Source organism: Streptococcus oralis subsp. oralis, from assembly GCF_002096435.1.
Lineage (GTDB): Bacteria > Bacillota > Bacilli > Lactobacillales > Streptococcaceae > Streptococcus > Streptococcus oralis_AA.
Genome location: NZ_NCUI01000009.1, coordinates 1 through 1,766 on the forward strand (window position 1 = coordinate 1; position 1,766 = coordinate 1,766).

Sequence of the window (1,766 nt, forward strand, 5' to 3'; positions counted from 1 at the left end):
GCGAAAGCCGATGCCAAGGCGAAAGCAGATACAGCGAAACAAGCAATTGACACTGCGACGACAAACTCAGAAGTTGATCAAGCAAAGAATGATGGAACAACTGAGGTCAACTCAGTAAACCCAACCGCTCAAAGTAAGCCAGCAGCCAAGCAAGCGATTGATGATGCGCTGAAAACTAAGGAAGCAGCCATTGATTCACGCACCGATTTGACGGATGAAGAGAAAGCTGTTGCGAAAGCCGATGCCAAGGCGAAAGCAGATACAGCGAAACAAGCAATTGACACTGCGACGACAAACTCAGAAGTTGATCAAGCAAAGAATGATGGAACAACTGAGGTCAACTCAGTAAACCCAACCGCTCAAAGTAAGCCAGCAGCCAAGCAAGCGATCGATGATGCGCTGAAAGCTAAGGAAGCAGCGATTGATTCACGCACCGATTTGACGGATGAAGAGAAAGCTGTTGCGAAAGCCGATGCCAAGGCGAAAGCAGATACAGCGAAACAAGCAATTGACACTGCGACGACAAACTCAGAAGTTGATCAAGCAAAGAATGATGGAACAACTGAGGTCAACTCAGTAAACCCAACCGCTCAAAGTAAGCCAGCAGCCAAGCAAGCGATCGATGATGCGCTGAAAGCTAAGGAAGCAGCGATTGATTCACGCACCGATTTGACGGATGAAGAGAAAGCTGTTGCGAAGGCAGATGCCAAGGCGAAAGCTGATGAAGCTAAGAAGAACATCGACGCTGCGACCACAAATGCAGAGGTCGACCAGGCTAAGTCAACTGGAACAACTGAAGTTAACGCAGTCAATCCAACTGCGCAAAGTAAGCCAGCAGCCAAGCAAGCGATCGATGATGCGCTGAAAACTAAGGAATCAGCCATTGATTCACGTACCGATTTGACGGACGAGGAGAAAGCTGTTGCGAAGGCAGATGCCAAGGCGAAAGCTGATGAAGCTAAGAAGAACATTGACGCTGCGACCACAGATGAAGCAGTATCTCGAGCCAAGACTGATGGAATAACTGAGGTCAACGGAGTGGAGCCAACCGCTCAAAGTAAGCCAGCAGCCAAGCAAGCGATCGATGATGCGCTGAAAGTTAAGGAAGCAGCCATTGATTCACGTACTGATTTGACGGATGAAGAGAAAACTGCAGCGAAGGCTGATGCCAAGGCGAAAGCCGATGAGGCTAAGAGAAACATCGACACTGCGACCACAGATGAAGCAGTATCGCAAGCTAAAACTGCTGGAACAACTGAAGTCAACGCAGTCAATCCAACCGCTCAAAGTAAGCCAGCAGCCAAGCAAGCAATCGATGATGCGCTGAAAGCTAAGGAAGCAGCCATTGATTCACGTACCGATTTGACGGATGAAGAGAAAGCTGTTGCGAAGGCAGATGCCAAAGCGAAAGCAGATACAGCGAAACAAGCAATCGACAACGCGACAACAAATGCAGAAGTCGATCAAGCTAAGTCAACTGGAACAACTGAGGTCAATGGAGTCAATCCGCACAGTAAGCCAGCAGCCAAGCAAGCAATCGATGATGCGCTGAAAGCTAAGGAATCAGCCATTGATTCACGTACTGATTTGACGGATGAAGAGAAAGCTGTTGCGAAGGCAGATGCCAAGGCGAAAGCTGATGAGGCTAAGAAGAACATTGACGCTGCGACCACAAATGCAGAAGTCGACCAGGCTAAGTCAACTGGAACAACTGAGGTCAACGCAGTCAGCCCAACTGCGCAAAGTAAGCCAGCAGCCAAGCAAGC

At 48.9% G+C, this 1,766-nt stretch carries 1 protein-coding gene; it reads left to right on the plus strand.

The features are described 5' to 3' along the window. Positions 1 to 1,766: DUF1542 domain-containing protein (locus B7723_RS00045; protein ID WP_142358072.1), on the plus strand; the 1,766-nt coding region annotated here is incomplete at both ends.